The 24,766-nt window shown below is 36.1% G+C and carries 27 protein-coding genes; 13 read left to right on the forward strand and 14 right to left on the reverse strand.

Going from position 1 to position 24,766, the window contains the following annotated elements:
- Positions 1 to 57 precede the first annotated feature (57 nt).
- Together ACMAYX_RS04710 and ACMAYX_RS04715 are read left to right on the forward strand one after the other, a co-directional pair.
- Positions 58 to 2,232 carry an OsmC domain/YcaO domain-containing protein gene (locus ACMAYX_RS04710; protein ID WP_412471603.1) on the forward strand — a complete coding sequence of 725 codons (2,175 nt, stop codon included), beginning with the start codon at positions 58 to 60 and terminating at the stop codon, positions 2,230 to 2,232.
- A 46-nt stretch (positions 2,233 to 2,278) separates the two neighbouring features.
- The gene (locus ACMAYX_RS04715; RefSeq protein WP_103216669.1) at positions 2,279 to 2,824 is read left to right on the forward strand and encodes a glutathione peroxidase; all 546 of its coding nucleotides are present in this window, start codon (positions 2,279 to 2,281) and stop codon (positions 2,822 to 2,824) included.
- 12 nt (positions 2,825 to 2,836) lie between these two features.
- Here ACMAYX_RS04715 and ACMAYX_RS04720 read toward each other — a convergent pair whose 3' ends face one another.
- The 4 genes from ACMAYX_RS04720 to ACMAYX_RS04735 all read right to left on the reverse strand — a co-directional run bounded on the left by ACMAYX_RS04720 (position 2,837) and on the right by ACMAYX_RS04735 (position 6,384).
- Positions 2,837 to 3,529 (reverse strand): transglutaminase-like domain-containing protein, encoded by a 693-nt coding sequence (locus ACMAYX_RS04720; protein WP_412462835.1) that lies wholly within the window; start codon positions 3,527 to 3,529, stop codon positions 2,837 to 2,839.
- 38 nt (positions 3,530 to 3,567) lie between these two features.
- Complete coding sequence (locus ACMAYX_RS04725; protein ID WP_412471604.1) at positions 3,568 to 4,254, reverse strand: helix-turn-helix domain-containing protein; 687 nt, start codon at positions 4,252 to 4,254, stop codon at positions 3,568 to 3,570.
- 40 nt (positions 4,255 to 4,294) lie between these two features.
- Positions 4,295 to 5,872 (reverse strand): methyl-accepting chemotaxis protein, encoded by a 1,578-nt coding sequence (locus ACMAYX_RS04730; RefSeq protein ID WP_412462837.1) that lies wholly within the window; start codon positions 5,870 to 5,872, stop codon positions 4,295 to 4,297.
- Between the two features lie 95 nt (positions 5,873 to 5,967).
- Complete coding sequence (locus ACMAYX_RS04735; protein WP_412471605.1) at positions 5,968 to 6,384, reverse strand: hypothetical protein; 417 nt, start codon at positions 6,382 to 6,384, stop codon at positions 5,968 to 5,970.
- 82 nt (positions 6,385 to 6,466) lie between these two features.
- On the opposite strand from ACMAYX_RS04735, the gene ACMAYX_RS04740 reads away from it, so the two are divergent.
- The 3 genes from ACMAYX_RS04740 to ACMAYX_RS04750 are packed head-to-tail and all read left to right on the forward strand — an operon-like array spanning position 6,467 to position 8,071.
- Positions 6,467 to 7,357, forward strand: coding sequence for a LysR family transcriptional regulator (locus ACMAYX_RS04740; RefSeq protein WP_103216664.1), 891 nt, complete (start codon positions 6,467 to 6,469; stop codon positions 7,355 to 7,357).
- Between the two features lie 32 nt (positions 7,358 to 7,389).
- Positions 7,390 to 7,701: an NGG1p interacting factor NIF3 gene (locus tag ACMAYX_RS04745; RefSeq protein ID WP_412462839.1), complete on the forward strand. Its 312-nt coding sequence runs from the start codon at positions 7,390 to 7,392 to the stop codon at positions 7,699 to 7,701.
- Between the two features lie 22 nt (positions 7,702 to 7,723).
- Positions 7,724 to 8,071, forward strand: coding sequence for a 4a-hydroxytetrahydrobiopterin dehydratase (locus ACMAYX_RS04750; protein WP_412471606.1), 348 nt, complete (start codon positions 7,724 to 7,726; stop codon positions 8,069 to 8,071).
- Here the strand turns inward: ACMAYX_RS04750 and ACMAYX_RS04755 are convergent.
- Together ACMAYX_RS04755 and ACMAYX_RS04760 are read right to left on the reverse strand one after the other, a co-directional pair.
- On the reverse strand, positions 8,057 to 9,136 hold the full coding sequence (locus ACMAYX_RS04755) for a hypothetical protein (protein WP_103216661.1): 1,080 nt from the start codon (positions 9,134 to 9,136) through the stop codon (positions 8,057 to 8,059). The genes ACMAYX_RS04750 and ACMAYX_RS04755 overlap by 15 nt on opposite strands.
- A gap of 18 nt (positions 9,137 to 9,154) precedes the next feature.
- Positions 9,155 to 10,243: a GNAT family N-acetyltransferase/peptidase C39 family protein gene (locus ACMAYX_RS04760; protein WP_412462841.1), complete on the reverse strand. Its 1,089-nt coding sequence runs from the start codon at positions 10,241 to 10,243 to the stop codon at positions 9,155 to 9,157.
- An 82-nt stretch (positions 10,244 to 10,325) separates the two neighbouring features.
- On the opposite strand from ACMAYX_RS04760, the gene ACMAYX_RS04765 reads away from it, so the two are divergent.
- Positions 10,326 to 11,813, forward strand: coding sequence for a RimK family protein (locus ACMAYX_RS04765; protein ID WP_103216659.1), 1,488 nt, complete (start codon positions 10,326 to 10,328; stop codon positions 11,811 to 11,813).
- Here ACMAYX_RS04765 and ACMAYX_RS04770 read toward each other — a convergent pair.
- Positions 11,797 to 12,384 (reverse strand): YkgJ family cysteine cluster protein, encoded by a 588-nt coding sequence (locus ACMAYX_RS04770; RefSeq protein ID WP_412471607.1) that lies wholly within the window; start codon positions 12,382 to 12,384, stop codon positions 11,797 to 11,799. The two genes, ACMAYX_RS04765 and ACMAYX_RS04770, sit on opposite strands and share 17 nt — an antisense overlap.
- 163 nt (positions 12,385 to 12,547) lie before the next feature.
- Between ACMAYX_RS04770 and ACMAYX_RS04775 the strand changes: the two genes are divergently transcribed.
- Positions 12,548 to 13,909 carry a family 14 glycosylhydrolase gene (locus ACMAYX_RS04775; RefSeq protein WP_103216657.1) on the forward strand — a complete coding sequence of 454 codons (1,362 nt, stop codon included), beginning with the start codon at positions 12,548 to 12,550 and terminating at the stop codon, positions 13,907 to 13,909.
- On the opposite strand, the gene ACMAYX_RS04780 is transcribed toward ACMAYX_RS04775, so the two are convergent.
- Positions 13,893 to 15,212: a S1 family peptidase gene (locus ACMAYX_RS04780; RefSeq protein WP_103216656.1), complete on the reverse strand. Its 1,320-nt coding sequence runs from the start codon at positions 15,210 to 15,212 to the stop codon at positions 13,893 to 13,895. The two genes, ACMAYX_RS04775 and ACMAYX_RS04780, sit on opposite strands and share 17 nt — an antisense overlap.
- Before the next feature lie 175 nt (positions 15,213 to 15,387).
- On the opposite strand from ACMAYX_RS04780, the gene ACMAYX_RS04785 reads away from it, so the two are divergent.
- A complete protein-coding gene (locus ACMAYX_RS04785; RefSeq protein WP_412471608.1) occupies positions 15,388 to 16,038 on the forward strand; it encodes a thermonuclease family protein in 651 nt (216 codons plus the stop codon).
- On the opposite strand, the gene ACMAYX_RS04790 is transcribed toward ACMAYX_RS04785, so the two are convergent.
- Positions 16,039 to 16,971 carry a hypothetical protein gene (locus ACMAYX_RS04790; protein WP_412471609.1) on the reverse strand — a complete coding sequence of 311 codons (933 nt, stop codon included), beginning with the start codon at positions 16,969 to 16,971 and terminating at the stop codon, positions 16,039 to 16,041.
- Between the two features lie 76 nt (positions 16,972 to 17,047).
- Between ACMAYX_RS04790 and ACMAYX_RS04795 the strand changes: the two genes are divergently transcribed.
- The 4 genes from ACMAYX_RS04795 to ACMAYX_RS04810 all read left to right on the forward strand — a co-directional run bounded on the left by ACMAYX_RS04795 (position 17,048) and on the right by ACMAYX_RS04810 (position 20,052).
- Positions 17,048 to 17,830 carry a BtpA/SgcQ family protein gene (locus ACMAYX_RS04795; protein WP_412471610.1) on the forward strand — a complete coding sequence of 261 codons (783 nt, stop codon included), beginning with the start codon at positions 17,048 to 17,050 and terminating at the stop codon, positions 17,828 to 17,830.
- Positions 17,830 to 18,612, forward strand: a complete 783-nt coding sequence (locus ACMAYX_RS04800; protein ID WP_412471611.1) for a PfkB family carbohydrate kinase — start codon at positions 17,830 to 17,832, stop codon at positions 18,610 to 18,612. The genes ACMAYX_RS04795 and ACMAYX_RS04800 overlap by 1 nt, the downstream gene beginning before the upstream one ends.
- 160 nt (positions 18,613 to 18,772) lie before the next feature.
- Positions 18,773 to 19,378 (forward strand): hypothetical protein, encoded by a 606-nt coding sequence (locus ACMAYX_RS04805; protein WP_412471612.1) that lies wholly within the window; start codon positions 18,773 to 18,775, stop codon positions 19,376 to 19,378.
- A gap of 44 nt (positions 19,379 to 19,422) precedes the next feature.
- A complete protein-coding gene (locus tag ACMAYX_RS04810) occupies positions 19,423 to 20,052 on the forward strand; it encodes a transposase (protein ID WP_392991239.1) in 630 nt (209 codons plus the stop codon).
- 35 nt (positions 20,053 to 20,087) lie between these two features.
- Here the strand turns inward: ACMAYX_RS04810 and ACMAYX_RS04815 are convergent, their stop codons facing one another.
- Positions 20,088 to 21,011: an ATPase, T2SS/T4P/T4SS family gene (locus ACMAYX_RS04815; protein WP_412471613.1), complete on the reverse strand. Its 924-nt coding sequence runs from the start codon at positions 21,009 to 21,011 to the stop codon at positions 20,088 to 20,090.
- A 70-nt stretch (positions 21,012 to 21,081) separates the two neighbouring features.
- Positions 21,082 to 21,276, reverse strand: coding sequence for a response regulator transcription factor (locus ACMAYX_RS04820; RefSeq protein ID WP_158246772.1), 195 nt, complete (start codon positions 21,274 to 21,276; stop codon positions 21,082 to 21,084).
- A gap of 388 nt (positions 21,277 to 21,664) precedes the next feature.
- Between ACMAYX_RS04820 and ACMAYX_RS04825 the strand changes: the two genes are divergently transcribed.
- Complete coding sequence (locus tag ACMAYX_RS04825; RefSeq protein WP_412471614.1) at positions 21,665 to 22,138, forward strand: hypothetical protein; 474 nt, start codon at positions 21,665 to 21,667, stop codon at positions 22,136 to 22,138.
- Between the two features lie 27 nt (positions 22,139 to 22,165).
- Here the strand turns inward: ACMAYX_RS04825 and ACMAYX_RS04830 are convergent, their stop codons facing one another.
- The 3 genes from ACMAYX_RS04830 to ACMAYX_RS04840 are packed head-to-tail and all read right to left on the reverse strand — an operon-like array spanning position 22,166 to position 24,733.
- Positions 22,166 to 23,041 (reverse strand): GNAT family N-acetyltransferase, encoded by an 876-nt coding sequence (locus ACMAYX_RS04830; RefSeq protein WP_412471615.1) that lies wholly within the window; start codon positions 23,039 to 23,041, stop codon positions 22,166 to 22,168.
- Complete coding sequence (locus ACMAYX_RS04835) at positions 23,041 to 24,168, reverse strand: S1 family peptidase (protein ID WP_412470817.1); 1,128 nt, start codon at positions 24,166 to 24,168, stop codon at positions 23,041 to 23,043. The genes ACMAYX_RS04830 and ACMAYX_RS04835 overlap by 1 nt, the downstream gene beginning before the upstream one ends.
- Complete coding sequence (locus ACMAYX_RS04840) at positions 24,158 to 24,733, reverse strand: hypothetical protein (protein WP_412471616.1); 576 nt, start codon at positions 24,731 to 24,733, stop codon at positions 24,158 to 24,160. The genes ACMAYX_RS04835 and ACMAYX_RS04840 overlap by 11 nt, the downstream gene beginning before the upstream one ends.
- Positions 24,734 to 24,766: the final 33 nt, after the last annotated feature.

Raw genomic sequence — 24,766 nt, forward strand, 5'->3', positions numbered from 1 at the left:
TATAGGATGGAAGATCGTTAGGGCCATAACATACTTATTTATGGTAGTTATAGCGCCATGCAAGTAAACGTAAAATACCTCGACAATCTAAAAATCGAAGCAAGCTTCGACGACTTTAAAATCATCTCAGACCAACCTGTTCGCTACAAAGGTGACGGTACAGCTCCTGGCCCATATGACTATTTCCTCGCATCCTCTGCCATGTGTGCAGCCTACTTTGCGAAGGTCTATTGTAATAGTCGTGATATTCCAACTGATGATATTCGTATCAGTCAGCAAAATATTGTGGATCCTGACAATCGCTATAAGCAATCATTTGTCATTCATGCAGAACTTCCCGCTACGATTTCTGAAAAAGATAAGAAAGGGATTCTAGCATCAATGGAGCGCTGTACAGTTAAGCGAGTCATCCAAAATGAAATCGATTTTAAAATAGAAGCAAAAGAAGTTTTAGGAAACGATGTTAAGCTTGAATATGAAGTTGAAAACACTAAAACGATGATTCCAGGCAAAGATTGTTCTCTTGAAGAGACAATCGCTAACATGACTGAACTTCTTGCAGGACTAGGGATTAAAATTGAAATCGCTTCTTGGCGTAACCAAGTCCCACACGTTTGGTCTGTCCATATTAGAGACGCAGACTCTCCAATGTGTTTTACAAATGGTAAGGGTGCAACAAAAGATGCGGCCCTTGCATCTGCTCTTGGGGAATACCTTGAGCGCATCAGTACAAATTATTTCTACAGTGATTACTATCTTGGTGAAGAAATCGCAAATGCAGACTTTGTTCACTACCCTAATGAGAAATGGTTTGAGATTCCAGAAGATGACTCTTTACCACTAGGGCTTATGGATGAAACACTTATCTGTGCCTATGATAACGATGGAGAGCTTTCAGCATCACATTTAGTTGATACGAACTCAGGAAATTATGAGCGCGGTATTTGTGCTCTTCCATATGAAAGGCAATCAGATGGAAAGACTGTTTATATACCGGCCAACCTTATTGCAAACCTTTTTGTAAGTAATGGGATGAGTGCTGGAAATACAAAATATGAAGCCCGCGTACAATGTCTTTCTGAAATTTTTGAAAGAGCTGTAAAAAAACAAATCATTGTTGATGAAATTACTCTTCCTGATGTACCCAAATCAGTATTAGAAAAATACCCAACGATTATGGAAGGTATAAACAAGCTTGAAGAAGCAGGTTTTCCAATCGTAGTTAAAGATGCTTCACTTGGTGGAAAATTTCCAGTTATGTGTGTCACTCTTATGAACCCTAGAAATGGTGGCGTCTTTGCTTCTTTTGGTGCGCACCCTCGTTTTGAGGTTGCTCTTGAGAGATCACTTACTGAACTTCTCCAAGGACGAAGTTTTGAAGGAATGAATGATACATTCCCTCCAACATTTAATGAATTTGCGATCAAAGAGCATAATAATATTGTTGATCACTTTATTGATTCAACAGGTATCATTTCTTGGCGTTTCTTTGCAGGAAAGCCGCAGTATGAATTTAATGATTGGAATTTTTCTGGAACAACTCAAGAAGAATATGACTACCTGATGGGGATTTTAAAAGAGCTCGAAAAAGAAGTATATATTGCTGACTACAATGAACTTGGAGCAGCGGCTTGTCGAATCTTGGTACCTAATTATTCTGAAATCTATCTTCCAGAAGACCTTATTTGGGATAACCACAATCAGGCACTAGACTACAGAGAAGCGATTTTAAACCTACACGCACTTGATGAAGAGGATTTGTCAGAGTTAGTTGGTCAACTTGAAGAAAGTTCTCTTGATAACTATATGCCTGTATCAGAACTAATTGGTGTGGCATTTGACGAAAGTACGGTTTGGGGACAATTAGTAATTGGCGAGTTAAAAGCACTTACATACCTTGCATTAAAACAATTTGATGATGCAAAAGAGCTAGTAGAAATGCTTGGTACGTTTAATGACAATACTATTGAGCGAAGACGTTTTTATCAAGTATTAAATATTGCACTTGATATTGAACTTGGCGACGATCTTGAGATGAAAGATTACATTGAAAACCTAACTCGTATGTACGGGCCAGATCTGATGGAGCGAGTGAATAAAACCATAACAGGTGAAAATCGTTTCGACGGCCTAACACCGACAAGTATGAATCTTGAGGGAATCGATAAACACCTTAAGTTAATTGAAAGTTATAAAAAGCTTCAATTGGCACGCCACAACTTTCTTAAATAAATCTTTATGGTAACCTCTTATAGAAAATCTTTAGGAGGTTACCAATATGAGTACAAATCTAAATACAATTCAATTTAAAGATGCAAAAGGTCTTACAAAGACGATCCCTGACTTTAATGCAAAAGCATACCTCATCGTTAATGTTGCTTCAAAATGTGGCCTAACACCACAATATGAAGGATTACAGAAATTATATTCAGAATACAAAGACAAGGGACTTGAGATTCTTGCGTTCCCAGCAAATGAATTCCTTGGACAAGAACCTGGAAGCAATGAAGAAATCCAGCAATTCTGCTCTCTTGAGTACAACGTGACATTTCCAGTAAATGAAAAGATCATTGTTAAAGGTGAAGGTCAACATCCTCTATACAAGGCCCTTACTGAAACAAAAAAAGATGCTGTAAGAAATGATAAGCCTGACTTTGAGCAACTTCTAACTAGTAAAGGACTTATCACAGGCCAAGAGCATGATATTCACTGGAACTTTGAAAAGTTTCTTCTAAATTCGAATGGTGAAATTGTAGAGCGCTACTTTCCTGATATTGCTCCAACTGATGAAAAGATCACTTCAAAGTTAAATGAAATTTTATAAGTAAGACCTGCGTTAAGCAGGTCTATTTCTTATGTCACTAACATTTTTATTCATCAAGAAGCGAATAAAATATTTATAGAAGAATTTTTTTATTCCTTTAGGGTTTGTTCCATATTTTTGATAAAACTCATCTGGTGTTTCATATAATCCCAAATCTCTTACGATCCCTTCCTTTTGAATATAAGTTGAGTTTCCACCTTTCCAATCGACTTCAGGATTCTGTAAATCTTTACAAGCAACTCCGTAGCCACAAAACGAACGAACATCCTTTCCGGCCATCTTTTGAATAGCTGTCAGATAGTCTATATCGAGGATAAAACCTTCAAGATTATACCATTTTCCATGATACTTAACTTCGACCCAACTATGAAGAATTTCACGAGGAGCGATTGTATAAAAAAATCCTGTAACTGCTCCGTATTGTAGTTTTTTGTCAATCGTAAAACCATGAAGCCTATTCTCAATCCCACAGGAAGTCAGTAAACTCATCAGTAGTGTTGCCTTGGTATTGCACTGACCGTAGCCGTCACGTAATACTTGAGATGCTGTAATATCATCACTTGAGTTATAGCCAAAATTAATCTCATCTCTAACATAGCGGTAGCAAGCTCCTATGATTTGAGATTCGTCTCGAGAAAGCTCTAGAATTTCATCTTTCAATTTGATTATATCGGGGTGATTAAGATCGAGTAACTTTGATTTCATATATTCTCCTTAAGAAGATAATACGAATCTTGGATATTTTATTCTTGTATAAACTGGCTATTTTTAAAAATTTCTTTTGGTGAAAGACCAAAACTTTGTTTAAAAAACTTTGAGAAATGTGCAGAATCACTAAAGCCAGCAGCGATGGCAATATCCGTAATATTTCGACCTTCTGCTTGTGCATCAACCGCCCTCTTAAGCTTTTGCCAAAGAATATACTTTCTAAATGTTACACCAACCTCTTCTTTAAATAGATGTAAAAGACGACTTTCCGAAAGTGCAAGCGAGTTTGCAAAATCCTTTAACTTTACTTCATCAAGGTTCTCATAATCTTTAATCATTTGAAATAGCTTGATAATTCTCTCATCCAATTCTTTATTAGATATTAGGCCAAGTTGTTTAAGAAAGCTTTCGACACTCTTGCGATTGATCGTTTCAAGTTTTAGAACTCTAGTATCAATATGTTCAACATCAAGTTTGAAGCTGGCATCTTCATCAATGAGAATCGTTAAATTGTGGCAACTCTCACTTAGGAATCTGTGCTTTGTTAAAGAAGGCAGGTAAATAAATCTCTTTTCAAACACGCCTTCTTCCGTCTCATATTTTAAAGGACAAGAATCTAGGGAGAAAGACAACTGTTGAGCAATATGAGAATGAAACTCAACATTTAGTGATTCGGATTCAATTACAGTGAAATAGTCAAAGAGATAAATTTTTCGATTCATGGCCCTATTATAAGGGCCATTTGAATCAATTACTAGCTTGTTATGCTGCGATTTTTTCTAATTTCTCAACTGCTGTTTTAATTTGTTCACTCTTCTTAACTAGATCTTCAACTTCACGAGCTGAAGACTCCTGTGAACTCTTTAGCTGCCATTGCGACTCATTTAGAGTATTAATCGAAGTATTAACATCTGCGATACCATTTTCTTGTTCAGAAAGAGCACCTAGGATTTCATTACACATACTTGAGGACTCCATTGACTGACCAACCAACTCTTCAAGAGCATCACGACAATCGGCCATTAACTTTTGCCCTTCGAGCAAATCTTTCTCTGTTACTTGAACGAGATTTTCAACAGTCTTTGTCGTCATATCAGTTAACTCTTTCACTCGACGAGTTGATTCATCAATTATTGTAGCGATCTCAATTGCTGACTCTCCACTAACCTTAGCAAGTCCCCCAATTTCTTCTGCCACAACACTAAATCCCTTTCCGTGCTCTCCAGCTCTTGCAGCCTCGACCGAAGCATTGAAAGATAAAAGCTTTGTCTGAAAAACGATATCACTAATAACTTCAGTCTTTTCTTGAATATCATTGATTGTATTCGAGATATCATTTAACTGAACACTATTGTCTCTAATGACTTGAATTACCTCTTCGTTATCTTTTTTGATGATATCAAAAGACTGCACAAGTCTTAGAATTTTTTCTTTAGACTCATTTGAAATATTTGCTGTATGTTTAGCAAGACCACTTGATCGATCAGCATTGTCCCTTGTTGAGTCAACCATAGACTTTATTTCAGTTATGGCCGCAGCAACATTATCCACAGAGTCAGTTTGCTTACTTGAAACATCAAGAATTTGTCTCGAACTAGAGTTAATATTATTAGCGATTCTCTCTAGCTCTACATATTCTTGTTTAAGGTTTCTAATGACTGACTTAATTGGAGCAATGAAATTTGCATACATTGAGTGCGCATTCCACAAAGAAAGGCCAAGAGCAATAGCAACACAAATCATAAGACCAATTAGAGTGCTCTTTTTAGCTTCAAAAACTGCGACATTAACATCATCTAGATAGACACCTGTTCCAATTACCCAACCCCATGGTTCGAAATATTTGATATAAGATGTTTTTTCAATTACATCACCTTCTTTCTTTCGAGCACGATAATAAGTTAGTTGGCCTTCCCCTTTTTCAAGACCAATCTTTAGAAATTCCTTATAAAGAAATGTTCCCTTACCGTCTTGATACTTGGCCATATTATTTCCAACTTTATATGGGTCTGCACCATGAGCAACAACATTAAGATTCTTATCACTTACAAAGAAATAATTCTTTCCATCAAAACGTAGCGCCTGAAGAAGGTTTTTAGCATGAAGCTTTGCTTGTGCTTCTGTAATCTTCCCCTCTTGTGATTCATCATAAAGATACTTAACCATACTATATGCATTATGTATCGCAACTTTAACACTTTCATTCTTTCCAATGCGTGCTGTTGAGTTAATTGCCGGAAGTGTTACAGCAAATAATAGAACGACAAAAACTGCTGAAGACAAAACAGAATAAACTGACGCAGAAAAGAAGTACTTGATTCTCTCTCTTAGACTAACCATTAGATTTCCTCCTAAATACCTCTTACTCCTCGTCAGTTTGCAAAACAAATTAATGAACCGAACTCAATTATTTTTATGATATTGGTCAGGGTTTACTATTTATAAGAGCGGCAATTATCAAGGACAATCAATTCATCATCATATAAAGACAACTCTACTCGACTTCCCTCGATTACAACTTCTCCAATTTCTAACTCATCTTTATCTGTACTTGTATAAATACGAGCATTAGTTGAACTATAGAACTCAATTCTTCCCTTCGCTAATACTTGAGTACCGTAAGGAGGCCATCCACACATTCTTCCCGATGGCGTGGATAATTCTTTAGTGAAACTAAATTGATTATTCTCGTAAAAGAAACTGTAAAATGATGGCCAACATCCTACTGCCGAAGCAGAAGCACTCTTGCAAAATAGATTTTCTGGTGCCTCTTGGGCATTGGCCTTCATTCCAAATGTTGTCCCTATAGACATAAGAAGAGTTAGTTTTAACATCAATAATTTCAAATACATATATTCCTCCCTTTCAGATGAAGGCAATATACAAAAGTAATTTATTGAATAAAAGTGAATGTTATTATATCTTTGGTAACTTATGGATACCAATAAAATTAGACATTTTAAATCGCTTGTACAGACCAAAAATATGAGAGAAGCCGCGCAAATTCTTGGGATATCTCATGCAGGGCTTTCAAAATCAATCAAAAGCTTGGAGCAAGAGCTTGGTGTTGATCTCATTACAAAAGACGGACGTGGTATAAAAATCACACAGGCGGGATTGCGAATTGCCCAAGAGATTGATCGACTATTACTAGAGGAAGAAAGGCTTTTACAACTGGCCAATCAAGAACAAATTAAAGTTGAAACAATTTGTCGGATTGGTACCTTTGAAGTTTTTTCTACTTACTTAGCACCAGATATCATGACTCAACTTGGTGACGATATTCAAGTTGAAATTCGTGAGTTAACACCTGGAAAAATTGAAGAAGCTATTATCAATGGTAATGTTGATTACGGACTGACTTATATTCCTGTACCTCATCATCAACTTGATCATTTAAATATAGGACATGTTCAAATGGGACTATATGGCACATCAAAATTCAACAAACAATATATAAGTGATAAAGTTGATTTTGATCTTTTACCTTTTGTCGCTCCTCTTACTTCTGTAAACGACACTCCGACAAGGGCACAAGGACTTGATGGATGGCCAGATGGAAGAATCAAGCGATTTATCAAATACCGTGTTAGCTTACTAGAGACCGCCTTATCAATTTCACGCTCAAGCTTAGCTGTTGGTTATTTTCCGACTTTTCTAGTCGATCTACATAATAAGAATGTTAAAAGTGAATTTAAACTTCATGAAATAAAGATTTCTAAACTTGATTCAACTAAGCAACCAATATATCTTGTAAAAAGAAAAGAAGATCAGGAAAATAGAATTACAAAAGTACTTGGTAAAGTACTACGAAAACTTAAATAGAGTAACTTGAATCAAGAATGACAAGAGGGATAATGAAAAAATTAGTTTTCTTCGTACCAAAAGCAAATGCTGAAATGGTTAAGAATGCAGTATTTGATGCTGGCGCAGGGACAATTGGAAATTACGATCGCTGCTCTTTTGAGGTTGAAGGTATTGGACAATTTAGGCCAAATCAAAACGCCACCCCACATATAGGAAGAGGTGGAGAGCTAGAAAAAGTTGTAGAATTAAAAGTTGAAACAATTTGTCCTGATAATAAAGTAGATGAAGTAATCGAGGCATTAAGAGCGGCCCACCCATACGAAGAGCCAGCAATAGATCTCTACGACCTTATTAATTTTTAATAGATAAAATCGAGGAGTATCGATGAGCACATTAAGTGAAAAAAGCTGTATTCCATGTCAAGGCGGAGTTCCACCTCTCCCACTTGATGAAAAGCTACAACTAAAAGACCAGATTGATCCACGTTGGAGCTTTACAAATGATAAGAAGCGCTTGTGTCTTGATCTAACATGTGAAAAGTTTGAGCAACCAATGGCCATTGCAAATGAAATAGCAAAGGTTGCGGATGAGCAGTGGCATCATCCTGATCTGTATATAAGTTTTGGAAAACTAAGAGTCGACTTATGGACACATAAGATAGATGATCTCGTGGAAAGTGACTTCATATTTGCGAGTAAAATCGATCAGATCCTAAAGTCACATAAGCTTTAAAATAATATTGTAAACGAATGGTATAACTTCAATAGCAATAAGAACAATGATGACAATTTCCATCAAATGACTTTTATGGTTATTTACTTCTGCCATATACATTTGTGAAACATCAAGTAAGTTTTTTAGTTTTTGATCCACAAGAGATTGCCATTGTTCTACTTGTAAACGCTTCAAACAAATACGAAATAAGCGTGCATAGTAAATATCTCCAATAACCTTAACGGAATTCTCAATTCGATCGACAAGTTCACTTGTTTCAAAATATAACTGACTTGCATCCTTAGCTAAGACAGAAATTTTACTAAAGACAGAAGGATTTTTTTCCACGACTTGGCGATATAAACCTGAAAGCTTCTTATCAAGAAGATCATCAAAGTAGCGAAGTTCTAGGAGCTGTATATTTGCAAATTCAATAACATCACAAATATCATGTCCATCAACTTCAGAATAAACGAACGCATTATCCCAATCGATTGCCACTAGATCATCCGGTCCATACGATATCGTACAATCGATAACCGGAGCGAGCATGGCCGGACTAAGCTTTACGTTCTTTTCCATTGCTAATAACTGATAAACAAAAGAGTCTTCTAGCCAATAATCCTTATTATGATATTTTGGAGAAGTAACGAAAATACTATACTCTTCACTTTGTTCCCAAGTCTTAGGCTTAATAAGAGAATCCCCTAACGACTCCACAAAGAAGTTGATTCGTTCTCGACAGAAGTTCTCTACAGAGTCTCCCTGAGACCAATTCTCTACCCATTCAATAAGCTCCTTCTTCTCAACAAAGAAAGGACATTCGATATCAACAGAAAAAGAAAGCGCACCATAACTCCAAAGTTTAACAGTTACAGCAACTTTCATATTTTCGATTGAATGATCTCCTAAGAAAACCACCAAAGGAGGATCTTGAAATAGCATATTTTTAGAAGGTCTATTTAAGCTAAACTTTTTTAAGATAGTAAGACTTTTGAGCTTTTCATAAGCTTTGTCTAATTTGACTTCGTGAGCGATATCAAAAATTCGATATACTTTTAGGACACCCATTTTCTTATTCATAAGTCACCAATACCTAATTTATGGAAATAGTGAAATAACACATTTCAACTGTCCACTTCCATATTTTGCCATTTTTTCAAACTCATCAATACCTACAGGGATGTTTATATTATCGACCTTATCTTGATTATCTTTCAAATCAGGATCATTAAAATAAATAAACTCGTCATCAATATTAGTTATGACAATCCAATGCGGAACTTTCGTCTCCGTCAATCGATAGGCACTAATTAAAACTAAGGCCAATCCTCCGCCTTCTATTATCTCACGGATTTTGCTGATGCCATAATTTTTAAAGTGAGTTTTTACACCTACTTCCTTGAGTTTCTTTTCAAAATTACTTTGAACTAGCTCAATCACCTGTTTTTTCTTCTTATCCCGTACTGTGTCAGTAAAAAGAGATGACTTTCTATTGATGTAAATTTCAGTTTTAAGGCCGCGATTCGCGGCTGCAAGAGCAATCCCATGAGGGCCACATCCACCATGGCCAGAAGCCATATAAATGGTTGTGGCCTCACGCCATAGATCTAACTCTAACTCTTGATTAAGCTTAATTTTTGGACGTAAAAAGCGAAGTGCCATCATCAGTGCACTCGGTCCACAAGTGAAGTCTGTCGTTTGTTGATAATAAGGGATATTTCTCTTTGCCTTGAGCGGAGCTTTACGGATCCTCTTCTCATAGCAAAGAGCATCTTGATGATCCTCATAATAGTCATGTTTTATCTTAAATTCTTTATATCCTAACTTTTCATAAAGAGAAATGGCCCCCTTATTAGTGCGTTTAACCTCAAGGCGCAAATATGAACATGAGTGTTCCAAACCCACTTTCTCGGCCAATAACATAAGTTTTTTTGCTAGCCCCTGCCCTTGATGGGCTTTACTTATAGCAATTGAGTAAATACGTCCTAAAGAAGTCCCTCTGTGAAAAAGAACGAGGATATAGCCAGCAATTACCTTGTTAACAAGGATAACTTTTAAGGCCCCATGAGACTTGGTAATGGCGTATTTAAAATTCGTGGCGCTCAGGCGATCGCCATCAAATGACTCCTCTTCAATTGCAAGGAGTGCGTTCAGATCTTCTAAGGTTGCATCTCTAAAAATATGCATAAAAAACTCTCGCTTTTTTTTAATAATTTATATTATTCTTGTGTAAAAAAATATCTTTATTTTTATGTGGAGATAAAAAAAGATGGAAAAACTTGTTGTCATCGTTGACCGTCTAAAAGATTGGCAACCCTACTTCCCAACTGACCAGGTCATTACAGCCAAGGACTACTTATCAAAAGAAGAGTACCAACAACTTAAAAACTTAAGAGTTTTGAACCTATGTAACTCTTCCAAGTACTTATCTCTTGGTTACTATACTTCCCTTATTGCCGAGGCACGAGGCCATAAGGTTATGCCAACGGTAAAGACTATTAATGATCTTTGTAAGAAGAAGCACTACACTTATGATCTCGACGAACTACAAAGTTTGGCACAAGAGGTGGCAACGAAGTATATCGACAATAAAGAGGAAGTTCGCTCAATTGCTTTTCGAGTCTTCTTTGGTGAAACCAAAGAGAAGCTCTTTAGGAATATTGGTAAGGTAATTTTTAATAACTACCCTGTCCCTATTTTTGAAGTACGCTTGGCCTTTAATAAGATTTGGAAGATTAACTCAATCGTACCTGTTCATATTTCTGATCTCAGTGAAACACAAGAGACATTCTTCGCTGACCATCTAGAGAAATTTAACAATCGTATTTGGCGTCTTCCAAATGCGAGGAAGCAATACAAATATGATTTAGCAATCCTAGTGGATGATAAAGAGAAGCTTCCTCCTAGTAACCCAGAAGCAATCAAGAAGTTCATCGAGATTGGTAATAAGAATGGACTCTATGTTGAAACAATTTCTAAGTACGACCTTGCACGAATCAACGAATTTGATGCTCTTTTTATTCGTACAACAACATCTCTAGTAAATCCTACCTATGCATTTGCAAAAACTGCTGTTGATGAAGGACTTATTGTCATTGATGATCCAAATGCTATTTTGAAGTGTACGAATAAGATCTATCTACACAACCTCTTTAAGAAGAATGGCATAAATACGATTAAGAGTGAAATTGTTAGTGACTACAACGAAGCAACACTTAACCTTCTTGTTGAAACGCTGAAGTTACCAATGGTTTTAAAGATTCCAGATGGAAGTTTTTCAATTGGTGTGACAAAAGTAGAAACTAGAGAGGAATTAAAAGAAGGCCTAAAAGACTTTCTACATAAGTCAGCTCTTATTTTAGTTCAAGAGTTCCTTTATACAGATTTTGACTGGCGAATTGGAGTGATTAACAAAAAGCCTTTCTATGCTTGTAAGTACTTTATGAGTAAGGAACATTGGCAGATCTATAATCACGCAAGTGGTGAAGAAGATAGCTCAGGAGATTCGCTGTGTTTAGCGATCGAGGATGTTCCACAATATGTAATCGATACTGCGACAAAGGCCTGTGCAAAAATTGGTGATGGACTCTTTGGCGTCGATATTAAAGATGACGGAAAGAAAGCTTATGTCGTTGAGGTCAACGATAATCCAAACCTCGATTTTGGAGTTGAAGACGAATTAATTGGCGACGAGCTTTATGAAATTGTTATCAAGCATTTCATCCATAAAATTGAAGAAACTAAGAATCTTCACTAGAATCATAAGTGTGGCCTAGCCACACTTTCTTTAAAGCTTCATAAAGCGCTTCATTAATATGCATTAACTTAGCATCTGAACTTTGTCCCAAGAGATATATTTGCTTAGCAAAGTCACCTATTACTGGTGCATCGTTTGGGTCTAACTTCTTTACTTCCTCAGGATACGCTTCTTTTAAGCGCTTACATATACTCATTGTTTTGCCCCCGTTCTTGTCTCGGTAAGCAGCAACACCAAATGAGCGACAGACTGCCGGCCTTGTTGAATAATTCATACAATAACCTTTAGTCCCATCTTCAGAGTTACGATGGTAGAAGACACAAGTTTTAGAAGGAGTCCCTTCAAGTTCATCTAACAACTCTTCAACTCTCTCAATTCCCTCGTCATTAAGTAGACGGAATGCACTAGGTAACATTTCTGAAGTTGAAGCAGATATTTCCTGACTCAAGCAACATGCTCCACACCCACTAAGGCAAGGTAGTTCCCTGGTCAATTGATAGCTAGAGAAAGTCTTTGCAGACTCTTCAAAGATTGATTCGATATGCTTAGAGATCTCTTTATTTAAATTCACAAAACCTTCAACATGTAAAAACCGAAGGCCATTCTATTCATAAAAATTTAATTGGCAATAAAATTCGACATGCAAATTCGCTTCAATAAATTCAACAGCTTAGCGTTTAGTAATTTATACAACACAACTACTCTAGATAAATTTTCTAGAGTATAAAGCATCCATGAAAATCATAATCACTACCCTATTTCTAAGTCTTACGACGTATGCAAAAGTTTTTAATGTTATGGCACCTCTACTTGTAGGTGATCCAAATAATTTAAACTCTGATTATTCCAAATATCAAATTGAAGACTTTAAAAGACAGTTACATGAAATAAAGGCCCTGGGGGCAACAGGTGTCAGTACAGATATTTGGTGGGGATTAGTTGAAAAAAATGATAACCAATTTGATTGGCAATACTATCAGCTCTTAAGTGATTTAATTATTCAAGCAGGTCTAAAGTGGGTTCCAATTCTTTCATTCCATCAATGTGGTGGTAATGTTGGAGATACATGTAACGTCCCTATTCCAAATTGGCTTTGGAAAAAATACGGACAAGATGCCATGTCAAAATCAGAGCAAGGTAATTACTCAAAAGAATTTCTATCTGTGTGGACAACTAAAAATGCCATCGGAGAATTTTACGATGTCATGCACTCGTTTAATTATCACTTTGGTCACAAGATGAATCAAATTTATGAAATTAATATTAGCCTTGGCCCTGCAGGAGAGCTTCGTTACCCTTCTTATAACTCCCACGATTATGGCACAGGATATCCGACAAGAGGAGCAATTCAAGCCTACTCAAATCCAGCAATTGAAAGCTTTCAAAATGCAATAAAAGAAAAATATAAGAGTGTTAATGCCTTAAATAATGCGTGGGGTTTTGGATTACAAAACTTCACACAAGTTTTCCCACCAAATCCGAATTTCTTTTTTTCAAATAACGAACAGTATACTCAATATGGGAAGGATTTTTATCAGTGGTATTCTAATAGCTTAAAACAGCATGGAAAGCGCATACTATCTGCGGCCATTGACGTCTTTAGAATGCACTCACATATTCAACTAGGTTTTAAAGTACCAGGAATCCACTGGCGTGTGGCACCTGGAGGGGATCGCTTAGCAGAGTTAAACGCAGGCTTAATCTCTACAGATAATGATATTTATAGCGATAATACAGGTCATGGCTATAACCGTATCATTGGTCTTGTTAACGAACTTAGGGCCGAGAAGAATTTTTACAATATCAACTTTCACTTCACTTGCTTGGAGATGGATAATTTTGATGGACCTACACATGCCCAAAGTTATGCTAAGGCCCTTGTGTTTTGGGTTGCTCAAGAAGCAAATCGACAAGGAGTAAGGATTCTCGGGGAGAATGCATTGGCAGGGACTTTATACTCGCAAAGAGCATGGGATAATATCGCCGATGCCCTTTACTTTGGAAATTATGATGGTGTTACATTTCTTAGAATGGGAACAATTTTAAGCAGTGGACTAGCAAGAGACAACTTCTATCGCCTTACTCATCCACACTAACTTTTTTAAGTAGAAAGTCTGCTCTATCGTCCAAGGCTTTGTAATTTTCGCTTGAAAGCTTCCCTCCAGAAAGAGAAAGCTTTCTTACACTATCTCCGATCACAAAGTCATGATAGTAATTATTTAAATAGATCACATTTGAGCTTACACCTAAAACCATTTGATCTCGCCTTGTAATACGCATAGACTGATCTATTGTTACCTCTTCTAAGTTAGAAAAGAATCTTAAGAAATAATAATTTCCAACAATCCTCCATTTTCCTTGAATAAATTCCGCCTTACTACTAGGCTTCTCCGAATATGAAATTGTTTTAGAGAACCAAGCATTCATCGAATCACATTTAAAATTACCGATAACTCGAGAGGCATACGTATAAAGTCCCTGCCAACGAGCAATACTTAAAGAGCTTAAATTGTCACATTCTAATTCAGATGAGTTTTCTCTTTCATTTTGTGCAAACTCAAATGGATGATAATCAAAATCAGAAGGGTTATATTCTGTTTTATTAATGACACTTTCAATCCATGCCTTATAGTCTGGTAAGAATGTATACATCCCCTTTCCTGAAGAGCAATCGAGATCCTCAACACCATCAAAAGCTGCTTTAGCATACCCTTGAGTCGCCCCAACTAAGTAAGTTTTATCATCAATCATAACCGTGGCAGGACCACCAGAGTCACCACGACAAGCTCCGTTGTCGTCTTCATAAAGTAGAATTGAACGCTCTAAAAGATTGCGCCTTATATCCATTGCTCTTACTTCAACCTTCTTGGCCCTACCAACAACTCCATTAGCATCTTGACCAAAGCCAGTAAGCTTAATCTTTCTATTTAAAACCTTATCACTTTCCAAAGGATCAAGAATTTCTATAACTTCAGCACTCTGTGGAGCTTCTTCTTCCAATTCAAGAATAGCGATATCAAAGTTATGCCCAAAGTCTCCTCTTACTGATTCGAGGTTATGCATTCTTAGCAAAGTATCCTGTGCCAAGTGGACTTCTTTGATATTAATAAATTTAGTACTGTTAGAAACAAAGGCAACTTGCATATTCTTAAAAGAAGAGCCAATCAAACAATGGGCAGCAGTAATAATGTGATTCTTGGAAATGAGGCTTCCCGTACAAAATGACTTAGCCAGATCATTTTCTTTAGTTATAGCAACCGTATATTTGAGTTCCTCTGCTTGAATCGCTAGGGACTCTCCACCAATAATGGCATTCGCTTGTGTTTTAACTTCCATCGCTCTTTGGGAACAAGAAGTAAGTGAAATTAACAGGGCAATACATAAAGGAATATTTCTCATGTAAAGAATGTAGCAAAAGAGAGCACTCGTAAGTAAAACTTCGTAAAATCCAGATAGTAATTATATGTAAAACTCTTGGCCAGTTATCGTATTTTCAGCAAGTTAGACACTCACCGAAGCAAGTAAATCTTATCTGGCACCTATTCATAACTACTTTATTTTATTACAAAGCATTATGACAAAAATAAAACTTCTACTCCTAGCACTTCTACAATTATCGATCTATGCCATATCCTTTGAAGGTAAGGTCCTCTATATCCATGATGGCGACACCATGACTGTTTATAGTGACTTCCTTGGCAAGAAAAAGAATATCCGCATGCTAGGAATTGATACTCCTGAAGTAGACTTTAATGGTAATACTCAAGGACAAATATCTCTTGATGCTAGAGACTTTCTAAGAAGTCTTGTGCCAATTGGAAGTATGGTAACAATTGATCTTGGAAGAGATGGTGATCTTAATACTCGCCGTCTACTTGGAACAGTCTTGTATAAAGGTCAGGACATAAATTATGAGATGCTAAAATCGGGGCTAGCAGTTCCTTATTTTATCGAACCTTTTGATAAAGAAATCATGTACAAATATATGGAAATTTCTGAAAGAGTCTTTCTCGAAGAAATTGGTCTTTACGCACTAGACGTTCAGCTTCCTTACGAGTTTCGCATGAGTGTTCAAAATCGAGTTGGAACAAATTACGTTGGTGACCTTAAGACGAAAATCCTTTATTCTCCTGAAGATGGCCACCTTGTACCACCTTATCGCAGACTCTTCATCCGTTCTTTTGAAAGAGCAATGCAACTGGGCTACAAATTATTTACAAAGTAATTATTCACAAACGTGCCTAACAATTTCACTTACACCATCACCTGATTCAACTTCAGTTGTGTAGATAAATTCGTTATCCTTTGGCCCGTATGCGATAGCCTCTTGTTGAGGAAGATCTTTTGTCCTAACAATTCTAAAGTCAGTCTTTGCTTCTAATTTTCTAGAATTAAATTCCGCTAACGAATTAAATTCAATATTAAATTCGAAAACAGCCCCATAAGTTAGAACAAGTAGAGTTTTCCCATCTTTAGAGATGTCCATTGCTGTCGCAATCCTTCCCCAAAGATTGTAGTTATACAAATGAAATGGAAGATCAATAATTGCAACTTCCTTTAATTCCATTTTTTCTTCTTTCTTTACACCTTCTTGGATTTTTTCTTTTTCGATTTTGAATAGCTTCGCTGGCATTGCACGACGATTTTCTTCATCGACAATTTTAGTTAAAATATAAATATCACCACCTGGATGAACAACCATACTTTCAGCATCGTACTTTTCTTTATTTGGATAAACTAATCTCAAAACAAATTCAGGATCAATCTCTTTGGCATCATCTTTAAGCTTTGCTTCATTAAGAGCTACGACAGAAAGGAACTTTCTCTTCTTCTTATTGTCTCCAATGTCGGCGATGTAAACACACTTTTGCTCACCACATGGACCCAGAGACATATCTTCCATATCATACGGTCGGAAATTATTGATTTTAACTTTCTTTGTATTCTTCCCTGTGAGAGTTGTCCAAAAAATCTCAGGGCCTGATCCTGAATCATTTAAGTTATACATTCGATCATCATAAATCTGAGAGATTGCAATTCCAGATGTCTCATTTAAAACAGTATTATCAAGCCTACCAATTACCTGTGGTTCAGACCATTTCTGACAAATAGCAAATGTTGAAATTGACACGAGCGCAATTGTGATTAGACGTAACATAGATCCCCCAAAATGTTGCTGGACTATTAAATCACCCGTCGTTTACTATGACAATACACATGCATGGAGAGATTAAATGCTAGACTTTAAGGCAAAACCAATAATTGCAGTTATTTACCTTCGCCCTCTACTTGGCTACCCGAGTCATCCTGGGTTAAATAAAGTCATCGACTATGCTCTAGAAGATCTTGAAGTCTTAAGAAAGTGTGGAGTTGATGCTGCCCTTTTAGAAAATGAGCATGACAGACCTTATACTGTTGAGGCTTCAAAAGAAGTCATCGCAAGCATGAGTGTTGTGGCCAACATGGTTCAAAGACAAGCAGGTAACTATCCTATAGGCTCAGAGTTTTTAATCAATGATCCAGAAGCTTCACTTGCTATTGCTAAGGCCGGTGGAAACTCATTTATTCGTACAGACTACTTTGTCGATCGTATGGCACGAGAAGAATACGGTGGTGAAATGAAAATTGATCCAAAAGGCTTACTTGATTATCGAAAAAAGATTGCGGCAGATGACATTCAGCTCTTAACAGATATTCAGGTTAAGTATGCGACGATGTTAGAAGAGAAGTCTCTTGCCCAATCAGCTCGAGAAGCTTATGAATACAAGAGTGCTGCCGCCGTAGTTTCTGGGCGCGAAACAGGAATTGCTCCTAGTGTTTCAGAAATTATGGAGGCAAAAGAAGGCGCACCAGATCTTCCAATCATTATTGGTTCTGGCCTTTCTCATAACAATCTAGATGAACTCTATCCTGCTCTTGACGGCGCTATCGTTGGAAGCGCGCTTATGACAGACACTCGTATGGATTATGAAAAGATTGCACCATTTATGGATATCGTAAGAAGGCTTAGACAATAATGTATACCTTCATTGGTGATGCTGGATTTGATGTATATTCAACATCAAACGAAAAATTTCTTGGCGGCTGTTCCTTAAATGTAGCAACCCACTTTAAGAGAAACTCAAATTTAAGAGCAAGCCTTATCTATCCTGCTGCAAGTGATGGTCAAGAGATCATCAGTCATTGCCAAAAAGAAGACATCCAAGCTCATCCACTTGAACGAAGTGGTAAGACACCAATTCAGTTTATCGAAACCCTTGAAAGTGGAGAAAAGAATTTTACAGAATACCAATCAGGCGTAATTGAAGATTTTGCATTAACAACGCAAGAAAGGAACATGATTTCTGCCCTCGAAGGCTACATCATTTGTCCATTATATACTCAGATCCTTCCATTTATTGATCAACTTATTGCTTGTTCACCTAAAGCGAAATTCATTTTCGATTTCCACGATGCTAGTGAAATTGATATTGAAAAATATCTAAAACATGCAAGTCTCGCTCAGTTCGGCTTAGTTAATGGCCATCCTCTCGAAGACTTTCTCTATGACTATGTAAAGAGTCACGAGATTGAAATTTTGATAACAAGAGGAAAAGATACGATTAGCAAGTTATCAAAAAAACAAATTGAAAACTACAACCCAATCCCATTAGAAACAGTGGTCGACTCGACCGGAGCTGGCGACGCATTCCTAGGCGCATACCTCGCCCTCAACAATATCGAAAAAGCATCTCAATATGCAAAATCTATTTTATCTGTAAGGGGCGCGGGTACCAATCGAGAATTCAAAGACTTATAGTCGAAAATTAACCAATCCAAATACAAGTGCCTAACTACTTATTAGTGGAAATCTTCATATGTACCCGCGCCCCATTTTGAAAAATATTAATATCAAAATGAAAATAAAGTGCGCAATATCGGTGTAAGACTTATTACCTCTAAAAACAAGTGAGGTAAAAATGAATCAATTACTAATTAATTTTAAAGAATCAAAAACATTAAATGAATTAACAGAAATTCTAGATAGTGGATGGCAAACATATAAATCTAATGCATTGTTATACAGCAGCTTCACATTAGGTTTTTCATTATTACTATGGGCACTTTCAATTATCCCATTTGCCTCCGGTTTACTAACACCATTTTTTTTAGCATCGTTTTACACAGCAATCATCAAATCAAAAACGAAAAAAGAAATTACAATTTATGATTTCATTGCAATTCCTAAAGAAAAATTCAATCTAATTTTTATTAGCGGCTCCTTGTCATCATTGATTACATTCTTTGGTTTTATTCTCTTTATCCTTCCAGGACTTTACTTTTTCGCTTCTTATCTTTTTGTTATGCCTTTAACTCTAGAGAAACAAAATGATAAGTCTAGTGCATGGGAGATATTAGAAGAAAGTAGAAAAATATTTACAAACAATTATAAAATCATAACAGCAGCTGTATTTGTTTACATTGCTCTAGCACTACTTGGAGCACTAGCACTCGGTCTAGGACTTTTTATCACAATACCTTTAATAACTTGTATCAATTATCAACTTTATAAAAAAATTAAGTAACAACTTATGGCGCTTAATGCGCCATTTTTTTTAGCGAGGTAATAATGCCTAAGAAAAAATTAATTCGACAAGGAGAATTCCCCTACCACGTTACGACTCGTAACAATAACAAAGACTGGTTTAGCATTCCTATGCATGAAGTTTGGGATATTTGTAAAGAGTCCCTAATTTATGCTCTAGAGAAAGAAAAAGTCGAAATAAACTGTTTTGTTCTTATGTCAAATCACTATCATTTACTTCTGACTACTCCTGATGAAAATATCGATCGTTTTATGATGCATTTCAATTGGAGAATTAGTTATTTAATTTCTAAAAAGACAGATAGAATTAATCACAAATTTAGCAATCGCTATAAATGGTCAATCGTGGCAAATCAAAGTTATCTCTATAATGTTTATCGCTATATTTACCAAAATCCGATACGTGCAGGAATCTCTGAAGCTTGCATTGATTATCCTTACACATCACTACATTTTACTAGTTTTGAAGCACAGCTATTTAAATATCGGCCTCATATAAATTATACTGGAGCTAAACAACTTATAGAAAGGAAGTACGATACTGACTTTGATAATTGTATCAGGAATTCCTTAAAGAAAAGCTACTTTACTCCAAAACAGAATATATCTGCACTTTATCTAAAAAGATTAAAAGGCATTAAGATTGGAATGTAACAAGTGGAAATCTCGATTGGTACCCGCGCCCCTTTTTAGGAGGCATAAAGAGGCTTAAGTTTTATTTCACCTTTTTCAAATGCTATCTCATGAATTGAAGAAATAAATCGTCGCTCACTTCCTGATTCCTTTTCTTGAAAGATGATATATTTGAAAACCTCAGAAACTACCAAAGCAGCTTCTTCTAAGTTATATCCATATGAAGAAACAACAGACTGTCTGATCAAACGATCAATTACATTAACAGGACCACTACCTCCAGCACAAGCAACTCCAACAGAATTATTTCTAACAAGATCAATATATGGATAACTCAATCTTTCATCTAAGTAGCTAAGTGTAATGTAGTCACCTCTAGATTCTTCCGCTGCACTCATGACCTCGGTAATAGAATCAGCATCTTTTCCACGTGGCATAAGTCTTGTGACTAAATTTCGATAAAAAACTATCGATGGCGCTGTTTCGATAGAAACGAGTGTCTTCTCTTTTGGTAAGAGATTTAGAATCGTATTATAAAGAGTTGTCTTGCCTGAACCAAAGTCTCCTGCACAAAGAATACCTTTATTTGATCCAACAATTTCTGTAATAATATCTTTTCCTTTTTCTGTAAGCGCATTTAAAGAGACATAATCCTCAAGAGATAAAATTTTCTTAGGAAGTTTTGTTAATTTAAGCGAAGGGCCTTTAATCGATATCGGAGAAAGAACAACTGAAACAGTTAGAACTTCTGTTATATATCTAGAGAAGGACACTTGATCTTTAGTTATACTAAAACGATCTTTAAGTGCGTTGATGACACTTTCATACTCGTCTTTACTATTGAAGCATTGTACAGGGTGCCAGCTATCATTTTTTTTAACTGATACATCGTGATAAGCACCAATGCTAACTTCATCAATAGATTCGTCACATACTAATTTATATAAATTTCCAAGTACTGCTTCTAATTGATCGTTCATCTTCTCTCCTACAGTTAATATCTACTGTAAGCTTATTTGTTATCTTAAAATAAATCACCTAGGGACTTCCCTAGGAGGCTACTAACCACCTGAATTTAAGTGCATTAGTGACGGCCTCTGTACGCTTACTTGCTTGAGTCTTTTTGAAAATAGAGCTCATATGGTATTCAATAGTCTTTTCAGATATAGAAAGAGCATTGGCGATCTCTTTATTCGTGTAACCAAGAAAGACCAAATCTAGTACTTCAGCTTCTCTTGCAGTCAAAGGATTATCAGATGAAATCGCCGACTGATCGACTGATTTTGTTAATGACTCCAGGGTTTTAGCGACGCGATTAAGGCATAGAGATTGGTTTTTACCTCGAGAGTAAAGACGACATTCTTTTGCTAAATTGAGTAATTCTGCCTCAAGGGTTTTGATAGATGCTCCCCTAATTAAACTAAATTAGTAAAAAACAAAAAATCCGTAGTATTCCTATCGGTTAATGGCCTTGAAATAATTAGCTTATTTGATCTTTGGAGAGAGTTAAACTACTGAAATCTCGATTGGTACCCGCGCCCCTTTTAAGTAAGAATTACAGGAGGAGGTGTCATATGGTCTAAATAGAGTTAATTAAGTTGAATATTGAATAAAAAGGGACAAAGAGGGGCAAATGAAGATCTTATCACTACTTACCATTCTATTTACTCTAAATGCCACAGCAGGATGTCTTGAAGACCAAACAACCTGTGACTACGAATTTCAAGGCTGTGTGAATTTTGCGATTCAAATGCCATATGAAAAAGATATCTCTTCAATGCTCTATCGCTGTCAGGAAAAATACTTAACAGTAATCACTTATGAACAATGTATGTCAGTGGCAGAAGAAATGATCTTCATGAGAGACAAGAATAAGGCCCGCGCAATATGTGGAACACAATTTGGTGGTGCATTTAATTTTGATCAATGCCTAGCTCATGCTGAGGCACAAGCCTATACTGAAGATATCACTCGCCTAGGACTTGAATGTTTTGAAAAACAAAAAGAAACAATCACACTAGCACAGTGCTCACAGGTTGCTGCACTTATGCACTTTATTAAAGACAAGAACTATATCAATCGATACTGCTTTGAAAAGCATTTCTAAATACAAAGCCTCCGAAAGGAGGCTTTTTTATTTTCGCACTAATTCAAGATATGCATACATTGCTCTTCGCTTGAGCTTCTTCGAAAAACCAAGAACTTCGTTGGTTGAAGAGACCCCCGCATAAATCGAAACTTTCTTTTTCTTAAAATATTTCAATGCTTCATAGTATAGCAGTTTTGAAACACCACGGCCTTGAGCATCCGGATGAACTGAAATTGACATTATATGACCTATCTTAGTTCTTGTAATACTTGGAACGATGAAACCAATTGCCTTCCCGTTCTCTACAGCAACTAACGCATCCACATCATACTTAATAAGACCATCCACAAAACCCAAAAACATCTTACGGGGAAAATTCTCACAGCGTGAAGTTGCACTAAACTTGTGAGCAAGGTACTCAATATCGACAACCTCATCTCTTAATTCTTTATTGAGTTTTACGATTTTAACATTCTTATCAAACTCATATTTTGAAAGGTACTTTAGGCCATCATCAACACTTGCCAGAAGCTCCTCTCCACGGCTTCGGCCGCCTAACTCGAGCAATTGATTATATATTTGTGACTTTACTGGAACATAGAAGTGTGCTCTTTTAATGCGTTTAACATTTTTAAACACATCCTCGACCATGTCTCTAGTTTCAAGTACAGACCATTTTGGAGCAATTTGAACATCAACTTTTATTATTCTAAGACCTATATCATTTGAAGCAAAGAACTGATAAAGGTATTTATTTTTCTTCTCATCATGACGTGTGAATTTAGAAATATCACTTAAACTCTCTCTAATATCATTTTTACGAGTTGAAGTGTATTTTTTTGGTACAGGGATGTCCTTGCTTTTGCAAAATTTCACGAGAGCAGAATTATCATATAACAAATCAAGGAGCTTTCTATTCATTAATAATCCAATAAACTTTTAATAGTTGGATGATCTACTTTTTCTAGCTCTGCCTTGATATACTTCATCGAAGTTGCAAAACTACCATCATTCCAAATGCTAGAAATATTAGCTTCTTTTTCTTCTATTAATTGTTTTGACGTTAAACCAATTTTCTCAGTTTGAATTCTTGTGATGATACCAACCAGCTCACCTGTTTCACGATCAACTAATGGAGATCCTGAATCACCACCTGAAGAATCACAACCTGTAGCAATTGAATAAACCTTATCAAGCTTTCTTACTCTATCATCTCCAAAAATAATCTGACAGTCATGAGAATTCTCGTAACGTGCTAGTCCAAGTTTCTCATTATCAAAGAAACCAAATCCGACAGTAGTTAGAGGAGTTCCCTCAACGGCAACTTTATCAAAATTTAACTTCACAGGTGTTACAGTTTCCATAAGAATTGATTCTTTATCCTCCATGTCGATTGAAACAATCGAAAAATCTAAATCATCACTATAGAAAACAAGCTCTTTTGCTTTTAAAGAAAATTTTGGTCCGGCAATAAAATGAAAAAGCATATCTTTAAAGTTTTCACGATCAATAACATGGGCAGCAGTAGCAACAAGGTGCTCTCCTGCAAAATGGCCGAGATAAAAAGCTGTACCAACATTCTTCAGTGTTAATTTATTGGCAGTATTTACTACGCCAAGTCCAGTGATTAAGATTGAGCTCTTTAGTGTTTCTACATCTGGCGAATCATTTTCACTAATATGAGTACGATTCCATTCATCACCAATAATATACTCTTTAATATTTAGATCTCTTCTCTGATTCGAAAGTACATATTTAAGATAAACGCTTGGGTAATTAATATTTTCGTAGAGCTTAATAATAGCTTGATAAACTGACCTTGAAGAACAAGTACGCTCGATGCGATTAACTTTAGTTACATAAGCTCTAATATATTCTTGTCTTAAATCCATGAGATTCGTTATATATACACCGTCATCACTCATATTCTTAGTGATGCTTGTAATTTCGGCCAGAGAGCTTCTTTCTTGCTCCTCACTACACAATTGTGCTTGAGTATTGAAAGTGATTAAGAATAAAATTAGAATAATTGGTAAATTAAAGCGCATTTTCTATTAGACCTTTTTTAGCGTTTAGTTTCTTTTTAGTTAAACGAATTAGACGATTTAAGGAGATATATCTCTCCTTTCCTTTACGCATACAAAGTTCATTACTTTCACTAGCAATTTCAATAACGGCATTGCGAACTTCTTCATATGAAAAATTTGAATTCTTATATTTACGATTGACTCGTTTTACAAATGTATAGAATAGATTATTGTCACGACTATATTTATTCTCTTGTAACTCAAGTACTTCTTCTTCGATTTTAGAATCTATATCCTGATTAGCAATTTCTTCTTCAGAGAGCTCAGACATTTTTAAAATAATATATGTTCCAATAATTCCTTTTTCATTTTGTAAAAGATCAAAGAAAGAAGCAACAGCAGTAATTCCAAGAACAATTGGGATAGAGAATGGAACAAACGCCACAATAAATACAGCAATAGGATGACCAACAACTTTTGCTAACCAGTAGTAACCTTTTAACTTATATACCCAATCTTTATCTGTCTGATTACTTGACTGGTCTTTAGGATAGAATGTCTCAATTTTATCTTTATAGGCGTCCATACACTGATATTCAAAAGTGCTTGCCTGGGCAGT

This window comes from Halobacteriovorax sp. RT-2-3 (assembly GCF_047085075.1).
Classification (GTDB): domain Bacteria; phylum Bdellovibrionota; class Bacteriovoracia; order Bacteriovoracales; family Bacteriovoracaceae; genus Halobacteriovorax_A.

What these genes read in the sequence shown, in the direction of transcription:
- ACMAYX_RS04710 (WP_412471603.1), top strand. Translation starts at nt 58, where the DNA reads ATGCAAGTAAACGTAAAATACCTCGACAATCTAAAAATCGAAGCAAGC.
- ACMAYX_RS04715 (WP_103216669.1), top strand. Translation starts at nt 2,279, where the DNA reads ATGAGTACAAATCTAAATACAATTCAATTTAAAGATGCAAAAGGTCTT.
- ACMAYX_RS04720 (WP_412462835.1), bottom strand. Translation starts at nt 3,529, where the DNA reads ATGAAATCAAAGTTACTCGATCTTAATCACCCCGATATAATCAAATTG.
- ACMAYX_RS04725 (WP_412471604.1), bottom strand. Translation starts at nt 4,254, where the DNA reads ATGAATCGAAAAATTTATCTCTTTGACTATTTCACTGTAATTGAATCC.
- ACMAYX_RS04730 (WP_412462837.1), bottom strand. Translation starts at nt 5,872, where the DNA reads ATGGTTAGTCTAAGAGAGAGAATCAAGTACTTCTTTTCTGCGTCAGTT.
- ACMAYX_RS04735 (WP_412471605.1), bottom strand. Translation starts at nt 6,384, where the DNA reads ATGTATTTGAAATTATTGATGTTAAAACTAACTCTTCTTATGTCTATA.
- ACMAYX_RS04740 (WP_103216664.1), top strand. Translation starts at nt 6,467, where the DNA reads ATGGATACCAATAAAATTAGACATTTTAAATCGCTTGTACAGACCAAA.
- ACMAYX_RS04745 (WP_412462839.1), top strand. Translation starts at nt 7,390, where the DNA reads ATGAAAAAATTAGTTTTCTTCGTACCAAAAGCAAATGCTGAAATGGTT.
- ACMAYX_RS04750 (WP_412471606.1), top strand. Translation starts at nt 7,724, where the DNA reads ATGAGCACATTAAGTGAAAAAAGCTGTATTCCATGTCAAGGCGGAGTT.
- ACMAYX_RS04755 (WP_103216661.1), bottom strand. Translation starts at nt 9,136, where the DNA reads ATGAATAAGAAAATGGGTGTCCTAAAAGTATATCGAATTTTTGATATC.
- ACMAYX_RS04760 (WP_412462841.1), bottom strand. Translation starts at nt 10,243, where the DNA reads ATGCATATTTTTAGAGATGCAACCTTAGAAGATCTGAACGCACTCCTT.
- ACMAYX_RS04765 (WP_103216659.1), top strand. Translation starts at nt 10,326, where the DNA reads ATGGAAAAACTTGTTGTCATCGTTGACCGTCTAAAAGATTGGCAACCC.
- ACMAYX_RS04775 (WP_103216657.1), top strand. Translation starts at nt 12,548, where the DNA reads ATGAAAATCATAATCACTACCCTATTTCTAAGTCTTACGACGTATGCA.
- ACMAYX_RS04780 (WP_103216656.1), bottom strand. Translation starts at nt 15,212, where the DNA reads ATGAGAAATATTCCTTTATGTATTGCCCTGTTAATTTCACTTACTTCT.
- ACMAYX_RS04785 (WP_412471608.1), top strand. Translation starts at nt 15,388, where the DNA reads ATGACAAAAATAAAACTTCTACTCCTAGCACTTCTACAATTATCGATC.
- ACMAYX_RS04790 (WP_412471609.1), bottom strand. Translation starts at nt 16,971, where the DNA reads ATGTTACGTCTAATCACAATTGCGCTCGTGTCAATTTCAACATTTGCT.
- ACMAYX_RS04795 (WP_412471610.1), top strand. Translation starts at nt 17,048, where the DNA reads ATGCTAGACTTTAAGGCAAAACCAATAATTGCAGTTATTTACCTTCGC.
- ACMAYX_RS04800 (WP_412471611.1), top strand. Translation starts at nt 17,830, where the DNA reads ATGTATACCTTCATTGGTGATGCTGGATTTGATGTATATTCAACATCA.
- ACMAYX_RS04805 (WP_412471612.1), top strand. Translation starts at nt 18,773, where the DNA reads ATGAATCAATTACTAATTAATTTTAAAGAATCAAAAACATTAAATGAA.
- ACMAYX_RS04810 (WP_392991239.1), top strand. Translation starts at nt 19,423, where the DNA reads ATGCCTAAGAAAAAATTAATTCGACAAGGAGAATTCCCCTACCACGTT.
- ACMAYX_RS04815 (WP_412471613.1), bottom strand. Translation starts at nt 21,011, where the DNA reads ATGAACGATCAATTAGAAGCAGTACTTGGAAATTTATATAAATTAGTA.
- ACMAYX_RS04825 (WP_412471614.1), top strand. Translation starts at nt 21,665, where the DNA reads ATGAAGATCTTATCACTACTTACCATTCTATTTACTCTAAATGCCACA.
- ACMAYX_RS04830 (WP_412471615.1), bottom strand. Translation starts at nt 23,041, where the DNA reads ATGAATAGAAAGCTCCTTGATTTGTTATATGATAATTCTGCTCTCGTG.
- ACMAYX_RS04835 (WP_412470817.1), bottom strand. Translation starts at nt 24,168, where the DNA reads ATGCGCTTTAATTTACCAATTATTCTAATTTTATTCTTAATCACTTTC.
- ACMAYX_RS04840 (WP_412471616.1), bottom strand. Translation starts at nt 24,733, where the DNA reads ATGGACGCCTATAAAGATAAAATTGAGACATTCTATCCTAAAGACCAG.